Genomic DNA, 14254 nt, shown 5'->3' with positions numbered 1-14254 from the left:
ACCTGAATCCATCCCGAACTCAGAAGTGAAACACACCAGCGCCGATGGTAGTGTGGGGTCTCCCCATGTGAGAGTAGGTCACCGCCAGACTTCCAATTGAAGAAGCCCTCAGCTGATGCTGGGGGCTTTTTTTATGCCCGTCCTCCCGGAACTGCCATCACACCTGATGCAATAGCATTAGGCTACTTCATTCGAATAAATCGAAGATCGCATCCCATTTATAATTAATTTCTAAAACGAAATATTGAGCTAGACTATTTGTAAGTAAATAAGGAAAGGTCTCTATGTTTCGAAATACGTCAAAGCGTTACGGACTAGTGTCTATTCTCATACACTGGCTATCTGCACTTATAGTTTTCGGGCTTTTTGCGCTTGGCTGGTGGATGTTGACGCTTACCTATTACGATCAGTGGTATCGTCTAGGGCCTTGGTGGCACAAGTCTTTTGGTATTTGCCTCCTTATTCTGACTGTTCTAAGGGTATTGTGGGTGATGGCAAATCCAAAACCAGCGGCTTTAGGTAATAAAATAGAAGTTATCGGCGCTAAATTGGGTCATGCCCTACTCTATCTACTGTTATTTACGGTCATGATAAGCGGCTACTTAATTTCGACGGCTGATGGAAGTTCGATATCTGTATTTGACCTATTTTCTGTTCCTGCGACGTTAACTGATTTGCCAAGTCAGGAGGATATAGCCGGGGAAGTACATTGGTACTCTGCATTGGCGTTGGTCATTTTAGCCGGAGGGCATGGATTAGCCGCATTAAAGCACCACTTTATAAGCCAAGACACAACTTTAGTTCGTATGTTTGGAAAAACTGAGAGGAAATAGATATGAAAAAGACATTATTAGCAGCTGCAATTGCAGGTACAGCGATGTTTAGTACGTCAGCTTTAGCTGCGGATTATAAAATTGATACTGAAGGGCAACACGCCTTTATCGAATTTAAAATTAGCCACTTGGGTTACAGCTGGCTCTACGGTCGTTTTAACGACTTCGAAGGCTCTTTTAGCTATGACGAAGACGCGCCTGAAAATGCGTCAGTCAATGTAACTATTGATACAGCAAGCGTGGACACCAATCATGCCGAGCGAGACAAGCACTTACGCGGTGAAGACTTCCTAAATGTGTCTGAGTTTCCACAAGCGACTTTTAAAAGCACCAAGTACGTGCCCGATGACGATGATGACGGTGAAGGCACGTTGTACGGTAACTTTACGTTAAACGGCGTGACTAAAGAAATTGCTATTGAGATTGAGCATGTGGGTGCTGGTGAAGATCCTTGGGGCGGCTTCCGTCGTGGCTTCTCTGGCGAAGTCGACTTAACCTTGGCTGACTACAATATCGACTACAACCTTGGTCCGGCAGCTAAAGAAGTCGAGCTGGAGCTCTCAATAGAAGGCGTTCGCCAATAAGGAACGCCCTTTCAGTCAGTCTGCTAACGCTTGTTTATAAGCGTTAGCAGCTAATTGACTATCCCCTAATGCATAATAAGCATCGCCCAGTAGGCGGTATACTTTATCGTTCGGTTGAATATCAATGAGTTTTTTCAGCGCTCGCTGAGCCAGAGAATAGTCCTGATTATCTATTGCTATCAACGCAAAAGCGTATAAATAGTCTTTGTCATCTGGGTTTTGCTTTAACTTCTCCTGAACGAATTCCACAAGCTTTCCGTGTTTACCGTTGAACAACTTCAATGCGTTAACACCCGCCGGGTGTATATCTTCTCTTTTAAGACCTTTCAGTATTACCTTTGCAGACAGCTCTTGCTCACCTAGGTGTTTTAAAGCTGCAGCATAAGCCAAACGAATGGTCGCATCGCTTCGTTGTTTGCTAGGTAACCCTTGCCAAGCATCCTTTAGCGCGTCGTTGCCATTACGGCCAACGGATACAAAGTAATCAAAGTAAACATCGTATTCCAGTCGTTCAAAATCAGCCGGACTTAACTCAGAGTGCTGCTTCAATTTAGGAAGCAGATCTTTTAGTGCTTTATAGTTTCCAGAGGCCTTAAACGCTGTTTTTGCTAAAAATGCAACATGGGCGGAGTCAGGGTGTTTGTTTAACAGCTCCTGGGCCGCTTTATCGGCATTATGCGGGTCGTCGCTGACTTGCTGAGACACCTTAAGAATATTCAGCAATGTATCTGAGCCTTTAACAAAGCCTCCTGCTTCATCATGCCAGTACTGAGCTTTTCCTGTATCTTTGGCTAAACAGGCAGCTAAAGCGGCCATGGCTGCTGTTTCCGGAGCACCACGTTTTTTGTATGCAGCTGAAAACTTTAACGAGGCGTCTTCAGGGGAGTCATCCAGTAACAAACGAATACCTTCTTCGTAAAGCTGTTTGGCTTTTCTGTCTGAACGATTCGAAAACCAAGCTGCGCCTTTTTGAGTTTTGTTCAATAGACGACGCAGGACAGATACGACCACGGTAGTAATTAAAGCAATAGCGACGAGGACAACGATAAGCCCAACTACAGTGGCTTCTATTGACCAACCTGCAAACTGGATGAGCACGTAACCGGCGTTACCAGACGCCGTAGGACCCAAAATAGCGCCAACAATTAGTAAAACAACGAGAGCAATTAACCACTTCATAGTGCATCCCCTTGCTCAATTGCCCGGCTTATAAAGTCTAACGACTCAAGTGCGTCGACTGTTGAGCGTGTTTTCGGAGTCTGTTCAAGGCTCTTAAGTCTTTCGACCACATCAGAGGTTGCTGCATTGTCGCCTTTTACCAGCATAATTAACTGAGGCAACTGATTGACGTATCGTTTAAACAGCTCATTATTTCCTTTAAGAGCGGCGTCTTGCGCTAACGTGAATGTCAGCGAGATACGTGCATTAATGGCCGCTCTGTGCGACTTGTTTAATAAGGGCTCTGGGTCTGCTTCGACAGGTTGAATGCGAATAAAGTTATCCAGAAAGTCATTCCAGTTCGACTTCAAATTGGCTTGCCAGTTGTCGCCAGTTGCCGAACTTTCGGAGTTTTCACCTTCAATACGGTATTCGTTGTTGATGTTGTCCGGTAATTTACTAATACGATCCTGCAAACCTATTAGCGTCATAACCACATCGGTGTTATTGACCGACGACAACGCACTGACTTTTTCGATATCTTTTGCAAGCAGCTCGCGGGTGCGCAGAGCCTCGCGGCTGTCCATACCTGAAAGCTGATTATCAGCTAAGCGAAGCAGTTTGCCGGCTAAATCGTAATCTTCCTGTACCCACAACATACGAGCCGCTGTTGCGAGCATTTGTTTTACTTCCAGCAAGCGCCAGTGGGCGGCGCGATCCGCCGGACTTTGGCGCACTTCATCGCGCAGACTTTCTAAGCCAGAACGAAGCGCAACATAATCCTGGCGCAATTGTTGAGCTGAGTTAGATAGTTTGTTTAAGTCTTGAGAATTAGGCGTTTCCTGTAGCTGTTGTTCAAAACTGGCAAGCGACTGCTCCAGCTGTTGAAGCCTCGTTTCAAGCGGATCTTGCTCTTCTTCCGGTTCAGTCTTTGCCGGTTGCTGTTCAGACGACGTTACTTGTTGGTCATCGTCAGCTGAGAACAGTCCGGGGAAACGCGTATAGCCATAATAGACCGCGGCGACAATCGCAATTAATATAACAAGCCATAGCAACCGCTTGAAAAAGCGTCGGCTGCTTTTCTTAGCCGTGACGACCTCGTCTTTTTCCTGCTCAGCCTGTGGCTCTACATTATTATCTTGTGTTGTTTCTTCGCTGTTCATGTGTGCGTTTCCGTTTGCTACAAGCGCATCTAGAATAATAGCATCCGATGCGCTTTCTGTGACTTCGATACTGTCTGATTGTTTAATAGGAATCAAACTTTTCAGGCGTTCACTGGGTACTATCCACTGGCAATTTTCCAGCCACGGGTTTGCGGACTCTGGTAATTCCGATAAAAAATGATTCAGTTGTTCAGCGCTGGTGACAACAATGGTATCGACAGAGGAAACCCAGTTATCCACAATGGAAGAGTCTGTCAGAGAAATAGGTTGCCGCTCGTATACTTCCCAGTAGCTGACATCAGCGCCATTTTTTTTGAGGTGTTCAGCAAGTACTTCGCGGCCGCCTACGCCTCTTATTATTAACCATTTTTGTTCATGTACATTACTGAATTCTTGCAGTGCCAGCAGCCCTTCTGAACGGTGAGCAAAAGCCGGGCTGGTCACTGGCTCTTTTAGCGTATCGGCGGCGTATCTGGCAGTACCTGAACCAACAGCAAAGAAGCGACTCTTTCTCGGTTTAAAACCGTTATCCAATGCGTAATCAACAGCGGCCTTACTCACCAGGATAATACCGTCCCAGGTGGTTTCGTTAACGCGTTGCACCTCACTTTTATCCACCTGCTTGGGGGTTACCCGTACAAAACTGTGAATAAAATGAGCTATACCCGCTTTTGTCAGCCCCTCAGATATGCGCTGCGCACGCTCTTCGGGACGTAACAATAAAACGGTCTTATTATTTTTTCGCATCGCTGTCATATACCGCTGACAAAATGTCACCTGCGCCTTTCTTAAGCAAGCGCTCAGCTAATTCGGTGCCAAGAGCTTCTGCGTCACTTGCAGGACCTTCTATTTCATCACGCAGTACTTGCTTTCCGTCAGGGTCTCCAACCAAGCCACGCAGATAAACACTGTCACCTTTAAGTTCCGCATAGGCACCAATAGGCACCTGGCAACCGCCTTCTAAACGACGGTTCATGGCTCGCTCTGCCAGCACGCGTATACGAGTTTCCTGGCACTGCAGAGGCTGAAGCAGTTGTTTCATCGCATCATCATCACTGCGGCATTCAATACCTAAAGCGCCTTGTCCGTTTGCCGGTAATGACTGCTCCACCGGAATGAACGAAGTAATACGATCACCGAGTTCCAGACGAATAAGCCCAGATGCAGCTAAAATAATGGCATCAAACTCACCGTCGTCGAGTTTGCGTAACCGTGTTTGTACGTTACCGCGTAAGTCCTTAATAACCAGGTGCGGAAACTGCTCCATAACCTGACAGCGGCGGCGCAAACTACAAGTACCGACAACAGCCCCTTCGGGCATTTCGTTTAAGTTGTTGTACTTACCAGACACAAAGGCATCGCGAGGGTCTTCGCGCTCGCAAATGGTGTGAAGTTCCAAGCCGTCAGGAAACTCAACAGGCAAGTCTTTCATGCTATGCACAGCAATGTCGGCCCGGCCTTCAAGCATCGCAACTTCCAGCTCTTTCACAAACAAGCCTTTACCACCAATTTTAGCCAGTGGCGTATCGAGAATAACGTCCCCTTTTGTGGACATAGGCACGAGCTCTACAGTGAGTCCCGGATGCAGCTCTTCCAGCCGTTGCTGAATGTGCTCTGCCTGCCATAACGCCAGCTTACTTTTACGTGTTGCGATTCTTACAGTTTGAGTCATGGTTTTCCTTACAACGCTTAATGACTTTTTCGGGCTTGAGTGCGATGATAGACACTATAGAACCCTTAAGAGAATAGTCATAGTTTAGCGATGTTTAGTCGAATTGTAATCAAGACGCTGGTATTAACCGCGGTTTTTATGATTGTGGCCGGGTGTGGTCAAAAAGGGCCGCTTGAACCTGCGCCAATGCCTGAGAAAAATGACGTGGAAACGGTGCCAACGGATAAAGACGAATGAGTGAGTCTATTTCTTACAAAAATAATCAGCTTCATGTTGAAGATATCAGCTGCCAAAGCTTGGTAGAGCGTTTCGGTTCACCCTTGTATGTGTACTCGAAATCTCAGCTGGTGAATAACTGGCAGCAGTTTCAGCAACACTGGCCTAGTCCTCATAAACTGTGTTACGCAGTTAAAGCTAATAGCAACCTTGCGGTGCTTCAAGTTTTGGCTCATCAGGGAGCAGGGTTTGATATTGTGTCAGGGGGCGAGTTACAGCGTGTGCTGGCCGCCGGTGGTAAGCCGCAAAGCATTGTTTTCTCAGGCGTCGCTAAGTCAAAAGATGAAATTATATTGGCGTTGGAGACGGGCATTGGCTGCTTTAACGTAGAGTCTGAAGCTGAGTTGGAACGCATTCAGGATATTGCCGCCGCCATGAATAAGCAGGCGCCGGTGTCGCTGCGCGTTAACCCAGATGTCGATGCGAAAACGCACCCATATATTGCGACTGGTATGAAAGCCAACAAATTCGGTATTGGCATGGCGCAATCAAAGGCGGTTTTCAAAAAGGCGGATCAGTTGACAAATATCCGCCTTATTGGTGCCGATTGCCACATTGGCTCACAAATTATGACGCCAGAGCCATTTTTAGACGCCGCCAAGCGCATGTTCGAGCTGCTCGTCGACCTTAAAAAAGACGGTATCGAACTGACACACTTAGATTTAGGCGGTGGTTTTGGTGTGTCTTATCAAAACGAGACACCATTGGACAAAGCGCAGTACCTGACCGAACTGGTCGAAATGGCCAAAGACTTTCCCAACGTTACTCTAATGTTAGAGCCCGGCAGAGCCATAGCTGCGAACGCGGGGATACTTCTGACCTCTGTTGAATATATTAAACCGTCAGAAGATAAACGTTTTGTTCTGGTCGACGCTGGAATGAACGATATGTTGAGACCGTCGTTGTATCAAGCCTGGCATGACATTGTTCCGGTCAAGGAGAAGAGTGACGAGGCGCCGCAAATTAGCGATATTGTCGGGCCTGTTTGCGAAACCGGTGATTTTCTGGGGCATGCGCGACATTTGAATGTTGCCCAGGACGATATTCTTGCGGTAAAACACGCAGGCGCTTATGGTTTCACTATGGCGTCAAATTATAATTCGCGTGGACGTCCGGCTGAGGTTATGGTTTCCGGGAACGACGCACGCTTGGTCAGAGAGCGCGAAAACTTCGATGACCTCATTCGCGGCGAGCACTTGCTAGATAAGGATTACATCTAATTATGTTATTGCACTTTTCTAAAATGCACGGGCTCGGCAATGACTTCATGGTCGTCGATAATGTCACGCAGAACTTATACGTAAACCCTGATCAAATTCGCCAATGGGCGAATCGGCATACCGGTGTTGGCTTTGATCAGTTGCTGCTGGTTGAGCCGCCATACGACCCGGATTTAGACTTTCATTACCGCATATTTAATGCCGATGGTAGCGAGGTGTCACAGTGTGGCAATGGCGCACGGTGCTTTGCGAAATTTGTGAAAGCCAAAGGCCTGAGTAACAAAAACCACCTTAAAGTTAGTACGAAAGCCGGGAAAATGGTTTTGCACTTGGAAAAAGACGGTCAGGTGACTGTCGATATGGGTGAGCCTTTATTTGAACCCGCCCAAGTGCCGTTTAAAGCGCAAAAAGCGGAACAGACCTATGTTCTTCGCGTGAATGATGAAACCGTAATGTGTGGTGTTGTTGGCTTGGGTAATCCACATTGTGTTATTGCTGTTGATAACGTCGATACAGCGCCAGTGGACACCCTAGGCGCAGCTGTCGCTGCGCATGAACGTTTCCCGGAGAGTGTCAATGTCGGTTTTATGCAGCAGCTGTCAGCCGATGAAATAAAACTTCGGGTATTTGAACGTGGCGTTGGTGAAACCCAGGCCTGTGGTAGTGGCGCTTGTGCTGCGGCTGTTGCAGGTATACAACAAGGCTTATTGAATGAGCGTGTAAAAGTATCGCTGCCAGGTGGTGACTTACTGATTCGCTGGCAACAAGGACAGCCTGTTAAAATGACGGGCCCGGCAGAGCTGATTTACGATGGACAGATGGTGTTATGAGTAACGAATTAAACTCAATGTTAAACGAAAAAATTGATGACAGTCTGATACGCGAGTATTTGCAGGAAAACCCTGACTTTTTCACGCGTAATGAGGACCTGTTAGCGCAGCTGCAATTTCGTCATAGCGAGAAAGGTGCCGTGTCGTTAATTGAAAGGCAGCAGCAAAAACTGAGACAGCGAGTGCAACAGCTGGAAGAAGAAATTACTGAGTTGATGATTAATGCTCGCCGTAACGAGGCTATTTTTAACGCCTATAGCAACCTCTATGTTCAGTTACTGCGCTGCGACAGCCTGAGCGACGTGCTCTCACAATTGAAAAACACCTTTGAAAATGAACTCGATATGCCGGTGTTAACGCTCAAGTTTTTTGAAAGCCCGGTAGAGCTCGATGAACAATACACGTTTGCGTCTGATACTCATAAACAACTACTGAGCAAGCGTTTTAGTGACGAGTCCATCTACTTAGGACGGTTAACCGAGCAAGAACATAAGCTGCTGTTTAACGACGAAAGTATTCAGTCAGTAGCCCTGCTGTTACTGGGTGAAAACGGTGAGCTAGGCATGTTGGCCGTGGGAAGTAGCAGCGCGGGCCACTTTGAGCCGGCAATGGATAAGCTGCTTATTAAACAGCTGCAAGCGCTGCTGGGTGCGGTTTTGCCGGAGCTTATTAAACGCCATGACGCTGCTTGAGTGGCAAGATAAGTGGCTACAGCAATTGCGCGGCGAGCGCGGTCTCGCCGAATTAACTCTTAAAAACTATCAACGGCTTATAGCAGCCGATCTTCAAGAGCTCGAGCAGCAAAAAATAACTGATGCTAAGCAACTGAGAGTGCCTGTCATAGAACGGTTGCTCGTCGGTTGGCGGCGTTCTGGTCTGGGCGAGCGCAGTATTGCGCTAAAATTATCGGCGTGGCGCACGTTCTGCCAGTTCCTTGTAGAGTCGGATGCTTTAGACGAGAACCCCGCAAGTTCAGTTTCTGCACCGAAAGTGCCGAAAAGACTACCTAAAAACCTTGATGTCGACAGTATCTCCCATTTACTGGATTTACCGGCTGACGATGAAATAGCCATTCGTGATGCGGCTATGATGGAGCTGTTATATGCCAGCGGTATTCGGTTGGCTGAGTTGGTGAGTCTGAACCGGGACGACATTGACCACCGTATGATGCAGTTAAGAGTGACTGGTAAAGGCAGTAAAACGCGTATAGTCCCTTTTGGTCGGTGTGCGGAGAAAGCACTGAAACAGTGGCTTAAAGTTCGCCAGGCGTGGCTCGCCGATAAACCCGAGCTGGCGCTATTTGTCAGTAAACGATTACAACGGATAAGCCCCAGAACGGTACAGCAACGGCTTAACCACTGGGGGAAACAGCAGGGCATTGTCGGGGACTTACACCCTCATAAACTACGTCATTCATTTGCATCGCACATGCTTGAAGCAAGCGGTGACTTACGTGCTGTGCAGGAAATGTTGGGCCATGCCAACTTATCCACAACTCAGGTGTATACGCACTTAGATTTTCAGCGACTGGCCAGCGTTTATGACAGTGCTCACCCCAGAGCCAGAAAGAAATAGTATTGGGAGTTTAACTTTATGCAGTTTTTCCGCCGTTGGCAGCCGCCTAAAATCATCAGCTTCGACCTGGATGACACGCTTTATGACAATGTACCGGTAATGCAAACCGCAGAGCATTCGGTGCAACAGTACATTGTGGACAAGTTTCCGGAAACCGCCGAGTGGGATGTCAGTCATTGGCGCCAGTTACGAGACAAAGTCAGCCAGAGTGATCCGGCGCTTGCCAGTGACATGACAGAGCTGCGCATTCGTACCTTACAGCAGGGCTTAGAGCAGTTTGGTGTGGTGAATGCAGCGACTCATGCGCACGACATTATGGATCATTTTCTACTTCACAGAAGTAATTTCGAGCCGCCAAAAGAAAGCCTTGAGCTATTACAGCAATTAGCCGAGAGATATGAACTTATTGCGTTGAGCAATGGCAATGTTGATACCGGTAAAATAGGTTTGTCGGATTACTTCAGCCTAATAGTCCAGCCGGGGAACGGTGTTCGCGGTAAGCCACTGCGGGATATGTTCCTGAAAGCGCAACAACGGTTTCCGGCGGTTAAGCCGGCGGAGTTTCTGCATGTCGGCGACCATCCCTATTCCGATGTACTTGGTGCGCAGCGGCATGGCTGGCAGTCAGTATGGCTGACCTCTGGTTTAGGACGACCACAACATCTGTCGATATTACCGACCGTCAAAATTGACCACTTAGCCCAGCTTAAGTCGTTGCTGCTTTGGTAAAAAGCCCTCACGCGACACTACTGGTTGCTTATACAGTGATTCATTATTACACTGGCGACAGATCTTTGAATTGAATACATCAGGTGAACGTTAATGAGTACACACCCTCTTCTGGCAGAACTGAATGAAAGGCAGCAGCAAGCTGTATCGGCACCCGACGGACATATGTTGGTGCTGGCTGGCGCCGGGAGTGGTAAAACTCGGGTGCTGGTGCACCGTATTGCCTGGCTCATTCAACAACAAAACTACTCTCCATTCAGTATCTTAGCGGTCACCTTTACCAACAAAGCGGCGGCGGAAATGCGTGGTCGGGTTGAGCAGCTAGTAGGCAGCTCCGTGCGAGGCATGTGGATTGGCACCTTCCATGGTTTAGCGCATAGGTTGTTAAGAGCGCACTATATGGATGTCGGGCTACCACAAAACTTTCAAATACTCGACAGTGATGACCAGCAGCGACTGATTAAACGCCTGATAAAAAGCCTCAACCTAGACGACAAGCGTTGGCCGGCAAAACAAGCGCAGTGGTACATCAACGGCAAGAAAGACGAAGGGTTACGAGCCGAGCATATCGAAACTTACGACCCAACCGAGCAGACACTGAAAGAAATTTACCAGCTGTACCAGGAAAGCTGTGACCGCGCTGGCTTGGTGGACTTTGCTGAGCTGCTGTTAAGGGCGCACGAGCTGCTTAGAAATAACCGTATTGTGCGAGAGCATTACCAGAACCGCTTTCGTCATATTTTGGTGGACGAATTTCAGGATACTAACTCCATTCAGTATGCCTGGGTGAGGCTGTTAGCAGGCGCGCAGAACAGCGTGACTATTGTTGGTGATGACGACCAGTCTATTTACGGCTGGCGCGGCGCCAAAGTCGAAAATATTCATCAGTTCTTAGAAGACTTTGCCGGCGCACAAACCATTCGTCTGGAGCAGAACTACCGCTCAACCAGCACTATTTTGAAAGCAGCAAACTCAGTCATTTCTAATAACTCGGGCCGCTTGGGCAAAGACTTATGGACGGAAGGGAACGAGGGTGAGCCCATTAGCCTTTATGCGGGCTTCAACGAAATGGATGAAGCCCGCTATATAGTATCGCAAATCGAAGACTGGCGAGATAAGGGCAATTCGCTGCAAGATATCGCTATTTTGTATCGAAGTAACGCGCAATCGCGTATTTTAGAAGAAGCTTTGCTGCATGCAAGGCTGCCGTATCGTATTTATGGTGGTTTGCGCTTCTTCGAGCGTCAGGAAATTAAGGACGCGCTGGCTTACTTGAGAATTTTAGGTAACCGGGACGATGATGCTGCGCTTGAACGTGTCATTAATACCCCTGCCCGCGGTATTGGAGGACGCACCATGGATATTATTCGTCAGGCGTCGCGGGAGCGCGCTGAGTCATTGTGGAACGCGGCTAAGTACATGGTGAACGAAAAGCAGTTGGCCGGACGTGCGCGAAACGCAGTAGGCAGCTTCCTCGACTTTATTGAAGAGCTTGATGATGAAACCGAAGAATTCAGCTTAGGCCGCTTAAGTGACGAAGTTATAAAGAAAAGCGGCTTAATGGCCATGTACGAGGCAGAAAAAGGCGAAAAAGCAGAGACGCGGGTCGAAAACTTGAAAGAGCTGGTTACTGCGTGTGAGAACTTCACGCTGGATGACGCTGAAGAGGAAATGACGCCACTTAATGCATTTCTGGCGCATGCAGCCTTAGAAGCGGGTGAAGAGCAAGCGGATGAGTATCAGGATGCGGTCCAGCTAATGACATTACACAGCGCCAAAGGTCTGGAATTTCCTTTGGTGTTCATGACGGGCGTTGAGGAAGGTATGTTCCCGTCGCAGCAGTCGATGGATGAGCCCGGCAGGCTCGAAGAAGAGCGTCGTCTTTGTTACGTCGGCATGACTCGAGCAATGCAAAAGTTAGTGCTTACTTACGCAGAGCAGCGTCGTATTTATGGTCAGGAGTTGTTTCACAGAATCAGCCGATTTATTGCGGAAATCCCACCCGATACGCTACACGAAGTTCGTGCGCAAACCAGTGTTGAGAAGCCCTCGAGCTACAGCCGTTTTAATAACGCGGCCAGCCATGAAGCTTTTGATCAGACCGGTTACACACTGGGTCAGCGCGTTCGCCACCCGAAATTTGGGGAAGGCACCGTGCTTAATTATGAAGGTACTGGCCCGCAGTCACGTGTTCAAATTAACTTCGACAATGTGGGCAGCAAGTGGCTAGTCGTTGCTTACGCCCGGCTGGATCCTGTGTTCTAAGTGTAAAGTAGTGATCAAAAAGTGCATTCTTCAACTATGTTTATAGTACATACATGAAAATTTGGAGGTGCTTAATGAAACGCACTGCAAATGCACAGTGGAAAGGCAGTATTAAAGAAGGATCAGGTGTCGTATCAACACAAAGCGGCATACTGGACAAAACCCAGTACTCGTTTAAAAGCCGCTTTGAAGACGGCAAAGGCACCAACCCTGAAGAGCTTATAGGTGCCGCTCATGCGGGTTGTTACGCCATGGCGTTTTCCTTAATGCTGGGAGAAGCGGGTTATGAGCCGGACAATATCGATGCAAAAGCAGAGGTCTCTCTGGTAGAACAAGATGGCGGCTTTGCGATTGATAAAATTCATCTGACGGTAAAAGCTAGTATTCCGGATATTAGCGAGGACAAGTTTCAGGAGTTGGCAAACAATGCCAAAGAAGGCTGTCCGGTCAGCAAGGTGCTAAACGCTGACATCTCAATGGATGCCAGCCTCAGCTGAAGCTAATTTCTTCGCTTTTCTATCTCGCTGGCGCTGTATAATAGAGTCAAAGCTATACAGTGCCAGTGCACTCCAGATAATAATAAATGTGACTAACTTACTCTCATCCAGAGGCTCACCGTAAATAGCGACCGCTAGTATAAACATAAGCGTTGGCGCAATGTACTGAAAAAAGCCTAAGGTCGCATAGCGGAGCCGTTGCGCGGCTGCGGTAAAGCACAGCAGCGGAATAGTCGTGACGAGTCCGGCTGCTACCAGCAATAAATTCAGTGTCCATGGGTTGGCCGTTAAGTCACTGGACGCCGAGCTGGCAAATCCGAACAAATAAATCAGCATAACCGGCAGTAATATGGCGGTTTCCAGCCACAATCCACTAATTGAGTCGACAGGCAAACGCTTACGAATAGCGCCGTAAGTGGCAAAGCTGGAGGCCAATGCCAAAGCAACCCAAGGCACCGAACCGAAGGTAATAACCTGAATAGCCACACCAACCACGGCTAAACCAATAGCAACCAGTTGCAGGCGACGCATACGCTCTGAGAAGAAAATCATGCCTATGGCCACATTCAGCAATGGGTTGATGTAATAACCAAGGCTGGCGTCCAACATGTGGTCGCTGTTAACTGCCCAAATAAACAAGAACCAGTTACCACCGAGCAGACAAGTGGCCAGAGTGAGCCGAATGACGAGCTTGCGGCTTTTTAAAATGGGGCGAATGCGGTCTAGTCGCTTCATAGCAACAATTAACACAAAGACCATCAAAAAAGCCCAAATGATACGATGAGCGAGTATCTCAAAAGCCGGAACTTGCTTTACGAGTTTGAAGTAAACAGGTGCAACACCCCAAAATGTGTAGGCAGCAAGTGCGAAGAAAACGCCTTGCCGGGCCCGAACAGCGTCATCGGACATACTGGCTTTCCTTAATCAGAGCTTAACCGACCAGGTAGGTGCCGGTTCCAAAAGCGATGTGCGTGCCTTCTTCGTTATGCAGCTCCATACGAGCAACGGCCACTTTATTTCCTGAACGAATAATAGTGGCACTGGCGATAAAGGTTTTACCCCGGCCTGGGCGAAGAAAATCAACACGCAAATCAATTGTACCACAACGGCTAAGGCGCTCCATCAGGTAACTTTCGCTGGGGTCTTCTAAGCGGTCAACCATGCCTGCTATTGCTACCAAACCGCCGGCGGTATCTAGTGCTGTTGCAGTGACGCCACCGTGCAAAATGCGCTGTGGGACATTACCTAATAATTCGTCTTTCCATTGGAACTTTAGCTCGCCCCGCGCTGGGTTAAACTCCGTAATTTCAAAGCCAAGTAACTGTTGAAACGGCACCCGCGTGTTCATAAAGTCGGAAACTTTTGTCAGTATTGTTTGTGTATCCATTTTGGGCATGGTTATTAATGAACAGGACGCTTACAATAAGAGGATGTTACTTAATAAGTCAATAA

Annotated in this window: 15 protein-coding genes and 1 rRNA gene; 11 read left to right on the top strand and 5 right to left on the bottom strand. The window is 47.9% G+C overall.

Annotated features, from left to right (window positions below; translation table 11 throughout):
* The 3 genes from rrf to B3850_RS03665 all read left to right on the top strand — a co-directional run.
* Positions 1-90: ribosomal RNA gene (gene rrf / locus B3850_RS03675) — 5S ribosomal RNA — on the top strand; the annotation flags it as partial.
* Between the two features lie 194 nt (positions 91-284).
* A complete protein-coding gene (locus B3850_RS03670; protein ID WP_286871572.1) occupies positions 285-833 on the top strand; it encodes a cytochrome b in 549 nt (182 codons plus the stop codon).
* A 2-nt stretch (positions 834-835) separates the two neighbouring features.
* Complete coding sequence (locus B3850_RS03665) at positions 836-1417, top strand: YceI family protein (RefSeq protein ID WP_286871575.1); 582 nt, start codon at positions 836-838, stop codon at positions 1415-1417.
* A 15-nt stretch (positions 1418-1432) separates the two neighbouring features.
* Here the strand turns inward: B3850_RS03665 and B3850_RS03660 are convergent, their stop codons facing one another.
* From B3850_RS03660 to hemC, 3 genes are read right to left on the bottom strand one after another with little or no spacing between them, the layout of a single operon-like run.
* Positions 1433-2596: a heme biosynthesis HemY N-terminal domain-containing protein gene (locus B3850_RS03660; protein ID WP_286871577.1), complete on the bottom strand. Its 1164-nt coding sequence runs from the start codon at positions 2594-2596 to the stop codon at positions 1433-1435.
* Positions 2593-4485, bottom strand: a complete 1893-nt coding sequence (locus tag B3850_RS03655; RefSeq protein ID WP_286911402.1) for a uroporphyrinogen-III C-methyltransferase — start codon at positions 4483-4485, stop codon at positions 2593-2595. Before B3850_RS03655 ends, B3850_RS03660 begins: the two co-directional genes overlap by 4 nt.
* Entirely contained in the window at positions 4472-5410 is a 939-nt protein-coding gene (gene hemC / locus B3850_RS03650; protein WP_286871581.1) for a hydroxymethylbilane synthase, read from the bottom strand. The genes B3850_RS03655 and hemC overlap by 14 nt, the downstream gene beginning before the upstream one ends.
* A 90-nt stretch (positions 5411-5500) precedes the next feature.
* On the opposite strand from hemC, the gene lptM reads away from it, so the two are divergent.
* From lptM to B3850_RS03610, 8 genes are all read left to right on the top strand, one after another.
* Entirely contained in the window at positions 5501-5647 is a 147-nt protein-coding gene (gene lptM, locus B3850_RS03645; protein ID WP_286871584.1) for an LPS translocon maturation chaperone LptM, read from the top strand.
* Positions 5644-6906: a diaminopimelate decarboxylase gene (gene lysA, locus B3850_RS03640; protein ID WP_286871587.1), complete on the top strand. Its 1263-nt coding sequence runs from the start codon at positions 5644-5646 to the stop codon at positions 6904-6906. The genes lptM and lysA overlap by 4 nt, the downstream gene beginning before the upstream one ends.
* Positions 6907-6908: 2 nt before the next feature.
* Positions 6909-7736, top strand: a complete 828-nt coding sequence (dapF, locus tag B3850_RS03635) for a diaminopimelate epimerase (RefSeq protein ID WP_339612232.1) — start codon at positions 6909-6911, stop codon at positions 7734-7736.
* Positions 7733-8428: a DUF484 family protein gene (locus B3850_RS03630; protein ID WP_053953471.1), complete on the top strand. Its 696-nt coding sequence runs from the start codon at positions 7733-7735 to the stop codon at positions 8426-8428. Before dapF ends, B3850_RS03630 begins: the two co-directional genes overlap by 4 nt.
* Positions 8415-9311, top strand: coding sequence for a tyrosine recombinase XerC (xerC, locus tag B3850_RS03625; protein ID WP_286911400.1), 897 nt, complete (start codon positions 8415-8417; stop codon positions 9309-9311). Before B3850_RS03630 ends, xerC begins: the two co-directional genes overlap by 14 nt.
* Before the next feature lie 18 nt (positions 9312-9329).
* The gene (locus B3850_RS03620) at positions 9330-10040 is read left to right on the top strand and encodes an HAD-IA family hydrolase (RefSeq protein WP_286871594.1); all 711 of its coding nucleotides are present in this window, start codon (positions 9330-9332) and stop codon (positions 10038-10040) included.
* A 93-nt stretch (positions 10041-10133) separates the two neighbouring features.
* A complete protein-coding gene (gene uvrD, locus B3850_RS03615; protein ID WP_286911398.1) occupies positions 10134-12305 on the top strand; it encodes a DNA helicase II in 2172 nt (723 codons plus the stop codon).
* 74 nt (positions 12306-12379) lie between these two features.
* On the top strand, positions 12380-12802 hold the full coding sequence (locus B3850_RS03610; RefSeq protein ID WP_129497464.1) for an OsmC family protein: 423 nt from the start codon (positions 12380-12382) through the stop codon (positions 12800-12802).
* On the opposite strand, the gene rarD is transcribed toward B3850_RS03610, so the two are convergent.
* A complete protein-coding gene (rarD, locus tag B3850_RS03605) occupies positions 12779-13711 on the bottom strand; it encodes an EamA family transporter RarD (protein WP_053953466.1) in 933 nt (310 codons plus the stop codon). The two genes, B3850_RS03610 and rarD, sit on opposite strands and share 24 nt — an antisense overlap.
* A 22-nt stretch (positions 13712-13733) precedes the next feature.
* The gene (locus tag B3850_RS03600; protein WP_053953465.1) at positions 13734-14198 is read right to left on the bottom strand and encodes a thioesterase family protein; all 465 of its coding nucleotides are present in this window, start codon (positions 14196-14198) and stop codon (positions 13734-13736) included.
* Positions 14199-14254: the final 56 nt, after the last annotated feature.

Origin of the sequence: Idiomarina sp. UBA4520 (assembly GCF_002388365.1) — a bacterium.
In the GTDB taxonomy this organism is placed as follows: Bacteria; Pseudomonadota; Gammaproteobacteria; order Enterobacterales; family Alteromonadaceae; genus Idiomarina; species Idiomarina zobellii.
This window is presented reverse-complemented; position numbering and strand designations above follow the sequence as displayed.

Bases quoted from the DNA above. Each gene is read 5' to 3' on its own strand.
- B3850_RS03600 (WP_053953465.1), bottom strand. From the start codon at position 14,198: ATGCCCAAAATGGATACACAAACAATACTGACAAAAGTTTCCGACTTT.
- uvrD (WP_286911398.1), top strand. From the start codon at position 10,134: ATGAGTACACACCCTCTTCTGGCAGAACTGAATGAAAGGCAGCAGCAA.
- lysA (WP_286871587.1), top strand. From the start codon at position 5,644: ATGAGTGAGTCTATTTCTTACAAAAATAATCAGCTTCATGTTGAAGAT.
- xerC (WP_286911400.1), top strand. From the start codon at position 8,415: ATGACGCTGCTTGAGTGGCAAGATAAGTGGCTACAGCAATTGCGCGGC.
- rarD (WP_053953466.1), bottom strand. From the start codon at position 13,711: ATGTCCGATGACGCTGTTCGGGCCCGGCAAGGCGTTTTCTTCGCACTT.
- lptM (WP_286871584.1), top strand. From the start codon at position 5,501: ATGTTTAGTCGAATTGTAATCAAGACGCTGGTATTAACCGCGGTTTTT.
- B3850_RS03620 (WP_286871594.1), top strand. From the start codon at position 9,330: ATGCAGTTTTTCCGCCGTTGGCAGCCGCCTAAAATCATCAGCTTCGAC.
- hemC (WP_286871581.1), bottom strand. From the start codon at position 5,410: ATGACTCAAACTGTAAGAATCGCAACACGTAAAAGTAAGCTGGCGTTA.
- B3850_RS03655 (WP_286911402.1), bottom strand. From the start codon at position 4,485: ATGCGAAAAAATAATAAGACCGTTTTATTGTTACGTCCCGAAGAGCGT.
- B3850_RS03630 (WP_053953471.1), top strand. From the start codon at position 7,733: ATGAGTAACGAATTAAACTCAATGTTAAACGAAAAAATTGATGACAGT.
- B3850_RS03665 (WP_286871575.1), top strand. From the start codon at position 836: ATGAAAAAGACATTATTAGCAGCTGCAATTGCAGGTACAGCGATGTTT.
- B3850_RS03660 (WP_286871577.1), bottom strand. From the start codon at position 2,596: ATGAAGTGGTTAATTGCTCTCGTTGTTTTACTAATTGTTGGCGCTATT.
- dapF (WP_339612232.1), top strand. From the start codon at position 6,909: ATGTTATTGCACTTTTCTAAAATGCACGGGCTCGGCAATGACTTCATG.
- B3850_RS03670 (WP_286871572.1), top strand. From the start codon at position 285: ATGTTTCGAAATACGTCAAAGCGTTACGGACTAGTGTCTATTCTCATA.
- B3850_RS03610 (WP_129497464.1), top strand. From the start codon at position 12,380: ATGAAACGCACTGCAAATGCACAGTGGAAAGGCAGTATTAAAGAAGGA.